Source organism: Streptomyces sp. NPDC059456 (assembly GCF_042750055.1).
Classification (GTDB): domain Bacteria; phylum Actinomycetota; class Actinomycetes; order Streptomycetales; family Streptomycetaceae; genus Streptomyces.
This window is the reverse complement of the sequence record NZ_JBHYVA010000130.1, coordinates 1-7,785: the sequence shown is the minus strand read 5'-3', so window position 1 is coordinate 7,785 and position 7,785 is coordinate 1. Positions and strand designations below refer to the sequence as shown.

Annotated in this window: 4 protein-coding genes; 1 reads left to right on the top strand and 3 read right to left on the bottom strand. The window is 71.4% G+C overall.

Annotated features, from left to right (window positions below; translation table 11 throughout):
* Positions 1-245 precede the first annotated feature (245 nt).
* Both murJ and ACFXA3_RS14380 read right to left on the bottom strand, forming a co-directional pair.
* Positions 246-2,420 carry a murein biosynthesis integral membrane protein MurJ gene (gene murJ, locus ACFXA3_RS14385; protein WP_385186642.1) on the bottom strand — a complete coding sequence of 725 codons (2,175 nt, stop codon included), beginning with the start codon at positions 2,418-2,420 and terminating at the stop codon, positions 246-248.
* 46 nt (positions 2,421-2,466) lie between these two features.
* Positions 2,467-4,734, bottom strand: coding sequence for a DUF6049 family protein (locus tag ACFXA3_RS14380; protein WP_385186639.1), 2,268 nt, complete (start codon positions 4,732-4,734; stop codon positions 2,467-2,469).
* 184 nt (positions 4,735-4,918) lie between these two features.
* Between ACFXA3_RS14380 and ACFXA3_RS14375 the strand changes: the two genes are divergently transcribed.
* Complete coding sequence (locus ACFXA3_RS14375; RefSeq protein ID WP_385186636.1) at positions 4,919-6,361, top strand: CCA tRNA nucleotidyltransferase; 1,443 nt, start codon at positions 4,919-4,921, stop codon at positions 6,359-6,361.
* A 65-nt stretch (positions 6,362-6,426) separates the two neighbouring features.
* Here ACFXA3_RS14375 and ACFXA3_RS14370 read toward each other — a convergent pair whose 3' ends face one another.
* Complete coding sequence (locus ACFXA3_RS14370; RefSeq protein WP_385186632.1) at positions 6,427-7,692, bottom strand: MFS transporter; 1,266 nt, start codon at positions 7,690-7,692, stop codon at positions 6,427-6,429.
* Positions 7,693-7,785: the final 93 nt, after the last annotated feature.

The following is a 7,785-nucleotide window of genomic DNA, read 5'->3' as shown; positions in this document are numbered from 1 at the left end:
GGTCGGTCGGGGGCTGGTCTGTTGGGGTGGCCCCCCCGGCGGCGGGGGGCGGTCGCCGAATCGGGGGGGGGGGGCTTATTGCCGCCGTTGTCGGCCACGTCGACGGCAGCCGTGCTACGTTCCGCCACCGTCGTTCCTGCCTCCCCATCCGTTACGCGCTGTCGGCCAGTCTGCGAAGCCATGCCAATTGTGCCCACAGTCTGACGCTATGCACGACACGCGAGAGGCTCCGACGGTTGTGCGCATCAGCGCCCCAGTCGTCCGCGCACCATTCCGACCATGGCGTTGAGCTCTTCGATCCGCATCCGCTTGGCCGCCACGAGGAACACGGCGGCCAGCGCGACACCGCCGGCGACCAACGCGGCGGCGGAGCCTGCGACTCCGCTGCCGAGCCACTGGGTGACCGCGTAGGCGGCTGCGCCCGCCACGGCGGCGGCGGGTACGCAGGCGCCGGTGAGGCGGGCGTAGGTGCGCATCACGTGAGCGCCGTCGAGGTCGCCGCCCAGCCGGGTGCGCAGGCGCCGCCAGGCTACCCCGACGCCGACGGTGTAGCCGAGGCCGTAGGCGGCGGCCATGCCGACGACCGCCCAGCGTGCGGGGAGCACGAAGAACGCGGCGGTGGAGACGGCCGCGTTGACGGCGGCGACGATGACGGTGTTGTAGAAGGGCGTCCGGGTGTCCTCGTAGGCGTAGAACCCGCGCAGGACGACGTACTGGACGGAGTAGGGGATCAGCCCGAGGCCGAAGGCCATCAGCACGTAGCCGATGTTCTGGGCGCCGGAACCCGAACCGGCGTACAGCAGCGTGGCCATGGGGACGCCCAGGGCGAGGAACGCGAAGGCGCACGGCACGATCGCGACGGCCGAGGTGCGCAGTCCGTAGGAGATGTCGTCGCGGACGGCGGCCGCGTCCCCGTCGTGGGCGGAGCGGGAGATGCGGGGCAGTACGGCCGTCATGACGGAGACGGTGATGATGGCCTGCGGCATCTGCCACAGCAGCAGCGCGTAGTTGTAGGCGGTGATGCCGGTGCCGGGGTGGCCCTGCTTCTCGGCGACCGATCCGGACCAGGTGGCGAGCTGGGTGACGACGACGAGGCCGATCTGGTTGGCGAGGACGAAGAAGAACGTCCACTTGGCCAGGCGGGCCGCCTTGCCGAGGCCGTGGCCCCGCCAGTCGAAGCGCAGGCGCGGCCTGAAGCCGGCGTCACGCAGGTAGGGCAGCATCGAGAGGGCCTGGACCGTGAGGCCCAGGAGGGTGCCGAGGCCCAGCAGGCGGACACCGTCGGCGGTCACGGTGGTCGCGCTGACACCGGAGGTGGTGAAGCCGCCGAACGCCCAGATGAAGGCACCGAAGGTGGCGATGACGACGATGTTGTTCAGGACGGGGGTCCACATCATCGCGCCGAACCGGCCGCGTGCGTTGAGGATCTGACCGAGCACCACGTGCACGCCCATGAAGAACATGGTCGGCAGGCAGTAGCGGGCGAAGGCGACCGCCACCTCCATCTGCTGCGGGTCGGACGCGAGCTTCGGCGACATCATCGTGATGAACACCGGCGCGGCGAGCACGCAGATCGTGGTGATGGCGGCCAGCAGCACGACGACGAGCGTCAGGAGGCGGTTGGCGTAGGCCTCGCCGCCGTCGTCGTCCTGCTTCATGGCCCGGACCAGCTGCGGGATGAAGACGGCGTTCAGCGCGCCGCCGCCGACCAGCACGTAGATCATCGTCGGCAGGGTGTTGGCGATCTGGTACGTGTCGTTGAACGTGCCGACGCCGATGGCACCGGCGATGACCAGGGTCCGCATGAAGCCGGTGATGCGCGAGACGATCGTGCCGGCGGCCATGAGGGCGCTGGACTTGAGGAGGCTGGAGGCACGGCCGGCGGGCTTGCTCGGCGCCGGAGCGGCGACGGGGGCGTCCTCCACAGGGGCGCCGGGGTTCCCCTGCTGGTCCCGGTAGAGGTGCGCGAAGGCATCGGGCTCCGCCGCTTCGTCCGCCGCCTTGGTGACCAGGGAGTCCACCCCGACGAACTGGGTGGTCGTCGCGTGGTCGCCGTACGGCAGGTGCCGCGAGGGACCGTCCGGCTCGGGCGGCGGGGTCTGCGCCCAGACGTGCGGGTCGGGGGCGTGCACGGATGCCTGCGGCGCCGCGTACAGCGGGCCGGGCTCCTGGTAGGTGCCGGGCGGCGGCGGGGGGTGCGAGGCCCGGTCGTAGAGGACCTCGGCCACGGGGTCCTGGGCCGACAGGTCCTGCGACCGGTAGGGGTCGTAGTCGTAGGCGTCCTGGACATACGGGTCGCGGTCCGGCGCGGGCGCAGGCACGGCGACCTGCCCGGGCACCGGAGTGCCCGGGGCAGTGCCCTGGGAGGGCGCGGGCCCACCAGTGCCCTGCGCGCGGTCACCGTCGTACGGCGCGTTCATCGAAACCCCACCTCATCGTCCCCAGGCCGACCGGCCACGGCATCGCTCAACGGTCCACTGTCTCACCCGTGCCGGACGGCCCGGTGCTTTGCGCTCCGGTGTCCGGGGTCTCGTCACTCGGCTGCGTGCTCTCCTCGACGGCCGCCCGGGCCGCGACGCGCTTGCGGCTGGCGTACATCTTGATGCCTGCGAGGACGAGCAGGAGCACGCCACCTGCGATGACGAGCATGACGGTCGGAGTGATCTCGGTGGCCTCGACGGTGAACTTGCGGGCCTTGCCGTAGGGCACGCCGTCGGTGGTGAAGAGCTGTGCGGTGACCTCGACCGGCCCGCTCGCGGTGGCGTTGGCGGTGAACTTGACCGTCTGGCTGTGTCCGCCCGCGACGGTCACCTCCTGTTCGGCCTGGCCGTTGTCGCCGAACATCAGGCGGGTCGGGTTGGCGGATTTCACCCGCAGGACGAGGTTGTGGACGTCCTGGACGAGGCTGTTCTGGACGCTGACCGGGATGGTGGCGCTGTGGCCGGACAGGGTGGCGTCGGACTTCGGGACGACCTTGACCTTCTCGGTCAGGCCGAGCAGGTACTCCTGCACCTGCTCCCGGTAGAGCCGGGCCTCCTCGGGGCGGCCGCGCCAGGAGGTGGACATCTCGCGGTTGGTGGTGTTCCCGAACGGGATCTCCACGCGGTCGGGGGCGCTGAGGATGACCTTGAAGTGGTCGAGGGTGTTCTGGGTGGTGCGGATCTTCTCGAAGGCGGCGACCGGGAGCTCGGTCTTGCGCAGCGCCTCGGGGTACTGGCCGGCACCCGGGACCTGGGTGTTGACGCCCGGGTCGGGCTTGGCGGCGGCCGCCGCGTCCAGGTCGGCCGGCTGGGTCCAGCGGCCCGCCTGCAGGCCGCGTATGGCGGCCGCCATCGACTGCGCCTGGCTGGTCGACGGCATCCGCTGCGGGGTGACGACGAAGCTGCGCTGCTCGTCGGTCTTCTGCAGGTTCAGGGCGAGGCTCTGGGCGAGGAAGCGCTGCACGGCCAGCGTGGCGTTCCCGGCGTTCAGCATGTCGCCGTCGAAGGCGGTGGAGAGGTCGGCGTCCGCGACGACGGCGGTGGCGCCCGCGCCGATGGGACGGGCCGCCGAGGGCGTGTAGCCGAGGGCGCCGGTCTCCTGGAGGCTGTCGCTGCGCGCGAGGACGTTGTGGGCGCCCGCCGAGGTCGCCACGTTGACGATCGAGGGGTCGATGGCGCCGTTGACGGGCCAGGAGAAGTCGGTGGACGGGGTGACGTGCAGGACGGTCTCCACGGCCTGCTTCGCCTTGTCGGTGGCCGGCCGCAGCTGGCCCAGGGTGCCCGAGACGTCCTTGCCCTGGTGGGCGAGGGAGGCGATGTCCGGGTCGGCGAACGGCAGCGCGACGATCTTCTTGCCCTGGACCGCGGTCTCCAGGGCGCTCAGCCACTGCTCGGCGACGGCCTTGTTCTTGCCCTGGACGATCCGGCCGTCCGGCGTGCGGTAGCGGTAGCCCTTGGTCATCGCGTCGACCGTGTAGAGCAGGTCGGGGTCGATGACCCAGGTGACGGGCAGGTCCTTGCCGAGGGCGACCATCTGCTGGAGGCGGCCGCCGGGCTTGAGCTCCTCGGCGAGGGAGTCGTCGAGGAAGACGGGGGTCTGCAGCTCGTCCGAGCCGGTCTCGGCGGTCAGGTGCGTGGTGGAGATCAGCGGCCACAGGTACGTGATCTGCGAGCGCTTGGCGGCGGCCTCGGGCTGCCAGGGCAGGAAGGTCCGCTTGATGCCGAGGACCTGCTCGTACTGGCGGCTCTCGGTCTCGCCGGAGAGCGAGACGCCGAGCTGGTAGACGCCGTCCTTGTCCAGCTCCAGCTTGTTCACCGGGACGGTGAGGGTGAAGTCCTGCTTCGCCTTCGACGGCAGCGAGGGGATCTTCGCGGCGAAGGCCTGGTCGATCTCGCCGGGATCCGTGCCGGCCCGGAAGCCGGCGCGCTCCGCCGCTTCGTCGATGGACGCCCGGTCGCCGAGGGCCGGTCCCACCCGCAGGCCCACGTGCGCCCCGGTGATCGTCTCGCGGCCGTTGTTGACCACGGTGCCGGAGATCGTGAGGGTGTCGCCCTTGACCGGGGCCGTGGGGGCCATCTCGTTCAGCTGTACGTCGACCGTCCCCGCCTCGGCCGCCTGGGCGGTCTGGGGGGCGGGTGAGTAGACCAGAGCGGCGAGCACGGGGGTCCCGGCCAGCAGTACGACGGCGCGCCGCAGCCACCGGCGCCGGGCAGGAGCGGGGTGTGCCCCCTGGATGTCTGCCGCCTCGGCCACGCGCTAGCCCGTCCCTCGAAGTGTCAGTGGTCGTCGTTCGTGCGTCCACAGATGGTAACGAGACCCGCCGTGCGCGAGTGCCGCGCCTTGCTCCACATGATCGGCTCCGCTTCCCGGCCGCCGGGGGCGGGGGTGCCGTAAACGGGGAAGCCCGCGCCGGGCCGGGCACGTACCCTTTTCTGTTGTGCCGAACGCCAACGAAGACAATCCCAGTGCCCTGAGTCAGGTGCAGCACCGCGCGGTCAGTGAACTGCTGCGGGTCGCCCCTGTCGCCGACGAGCTCGGCCGCCGGTTCCAGGTGGCCGGCTTCCGCCTTGCCCTGGTCGGCGGGTCCGTACGCGATGCGCTGCTCGGGCGTCTCGGCAACGACCTCGACTTCACCACCGACGCCCGCCCCGAGGACGTCCTGAAGATCGTCCGGCCGTGGGCCGACTCGGTGTGGGACGTCGGCATCGCCTTCGGCACCGTCGGCGCCCAGAAGAACGGCTTCCAGATCGAGGTGACCACCTACCGTTCGGAGTCGTACGACCGCACCTCGCGCAAGCCGGAGGTCTCCTACGGCGACTCGATCGAGGAGGATCTGGTCCGCCGCGACTTCACCGTGAACGCGATGGCGGTCGCGCTGCCGGAGAAGGAGTTCGTGGACCCCCACGGGGGCCTGGAAGACCTCCAGGCGGGCGTTCTGCGCACTCCCGGCACCCCGGAGGACTCCTTCTCCGATGACCCGCTCCGGATGCTGCGTGCGGCGCGTTTCGCCGCCCAGCTCGACTTCGAGGTCTCCCCCGAGGTCGTCGCGGCGATGACGGCGATGTCGGAGCGGATCGAGATCGTCTCGGCGGAGCGGGTGCAGGGCGAGCTGAACAAGCTGCTGCTGTCCGCGCACCCCCGCAAGGGGCTCGGCCTGCTCGTGGACACCGGGCTCGCCGACCACGTGCTGCCCGAGCTGCCCGCCCTGCGCCTGGAGAGTGACGAGCACCACCGGCACAAGGACGTCTACGACCATTCGCTGATCGTGCTGGAGCAGGCCATCGCGCTGGAGCAGGACGGCCCGGACCTGGTGCTGCGGCTGGCGGCCCTGCTCCACGACATCGGCAAGCCGCGCACCCGCCGTTTCGAGTCCGACGGCCGGGTCTCCTTCCACCACCACGAGGTGGTGGGCGCGAAGATGACCAAGAAGCGCATGACCGCGCTGAAGTACTCCAACGACATGGTCAAGGACGTGTCCCGGCTGGTGGAGCTGCACCTGCGCTTCCACGGCTACGGAGACGGCGAGTGGACCGACTCCGCGGTGCGGCGCTACGTCCGAGACGCCGGCCCGCTCCTGGAGCGCCTCCACAAGCTGACCCGGTCCGACTGCACCACGCGCAACAAGCGCAAGGCCAACGCCCTCTCCCGGACCTACGACGGGCTGGAGGAGCGCATCGCGCAGCTCCAGGAGCAGGAGGAGCTCGACGCCATCCGGCCCGATCTGGACGGCAACGAGATCATGCAGATCCTGGGCACCGGCCCCGGCCCGGTGATCGGCAAGGCCTATGCCTTCCTGCTGGAGCTGCGGCTGGAGAACGGTCCGATGGAGCGCGACGCCGCGGTCGCGGCGCTCAAGGAGTGGTGGGCCGCCCAGGCCTGAGACGGGGCACCGGAGCGATGTTTCACGTGAAACATCGCTCCGGGTGACGCATCACACGCGGGTGCTCACACGCGGGCGCTCTGCCGTCGCAGGCAGGCCGCGTTCACCGCGTAGAGCACGGCCACGCTCACGATCAGCAGGACCGACTGTCCGTCCGGGGGGAGCATGAGGGCGGCCACCGCGGCCGCGCCGACGAACGCGATGTTGAACAGCACGTCGTAGACGGAGAACACCCGGCCGCGGAAGTCGTCGTCCACATGGGACTGGATGGACGTGTCGGTGGAGATCTTGGCGCCCTGGGTGGCGAAGCCGAGGACGAAGGCCGCGACCAGCATCGGTCCGGGCTCGAAGAACAGGCCGAGCGGGGGCACCAGGACCGCGGCCCCGGCGGAGCATGCCGTGATCCAGCCTCGCGTCCCCAGCCGGCCCACCAGCCACGGGGTGACGACGGCAGCCGCGAAGAATCCTGCCCCGGAGACGCCGACCGCGATGCCCAGCAGGGCGAGGCCGTCGGACTCGTCGTCCGACCACGAGTAGCGGCAGAGCATCAGGAGCGTCACGAACAGGGCGCCGTAGCAGAAGCGCATCACGGTCATGGCGGTGAGCGTCTGCGCCGCCTCGCGCCGGGAGGCCAGGTGCCGCAGCCCTTCGGCCATGCCCCGGACGGTCATGACGGCCCCCTCGGCGACCGACGGGTGGACCCGGCCGGCCGGGTGGTCCGGGCCGAGCAGGCCCGCGGCCAGACGCAGCGAGACCAGGGCCGCGCAGAGGTAGAGCCCGGCACCCAGCAGCACCACCAGGGCGTTGGAGTCGGAGGCCAGCAGCTGCACGAGGAAGGCGAGTCCCCCGCCGGCGACCGCGGCGAGCGTCCCGGCCGTGGGCGAGAGCGAATTGGCGGTGACCAGTTCGCCGGGGCCGACGACGCGGGGCAGGGAGGCGGCCAGCCCGGCCAGGACGAACCGGTTGACCGCGGTCACCGACAGGGCCGAGGCGTAGAAGAGCCAGTCGGGGACGTGCGCGACGATCAGCACGCCGGTGCCGCAGGCCAGGAGGGCGCGCAGCAGGTTGCCGTAGAGGAACACCTGGCGGCGGCGCCAGCGGTCGAGCAGCACCCCGGCGAAGGGGCCGATCACCGAGTAGGGCAGCAGCAGCACGGCCATGGCCGAGGCGATGGCCGCGGGCGAGGCCTGCTTCTCGGGGGAGAACACCACGTAGGTGGCGAGCGCCACCTGGTACACGCCGTCGGCGGCCTGGGAGAGCAGCCGTACGGCGAGCAGGTTGCGGAAATCCCTCAGGCGCAGGAGTACGCGCAGATCACGTACGACAGGCATGAGGGCAAGGGTCACATACGCGGAGGGGGGGGGGCGGGCGCGCGCGCCCCGCGCCCCGCGCGCGCGCGCGCCCGCCCCCCCCCCCCCCCCCCC

Bases quoted from the DNA above. Each gene is read 5' to 3' on its own strand.
- ACFXA3_RS14370 (WP_385186632.1), bottom strand. From the start codon at position 7,692: ATGCCTGTCGTACGTGATCTGCGCGTACTCCTGCGCCTGAGGGATTTC.
- murJ (WP_385186642.1), bottom strand. From the start codon at position 2,420: ATGAACGCGCCGTACGACGGTGACCGCGCGCAGGGCACTGGTGGGCCC.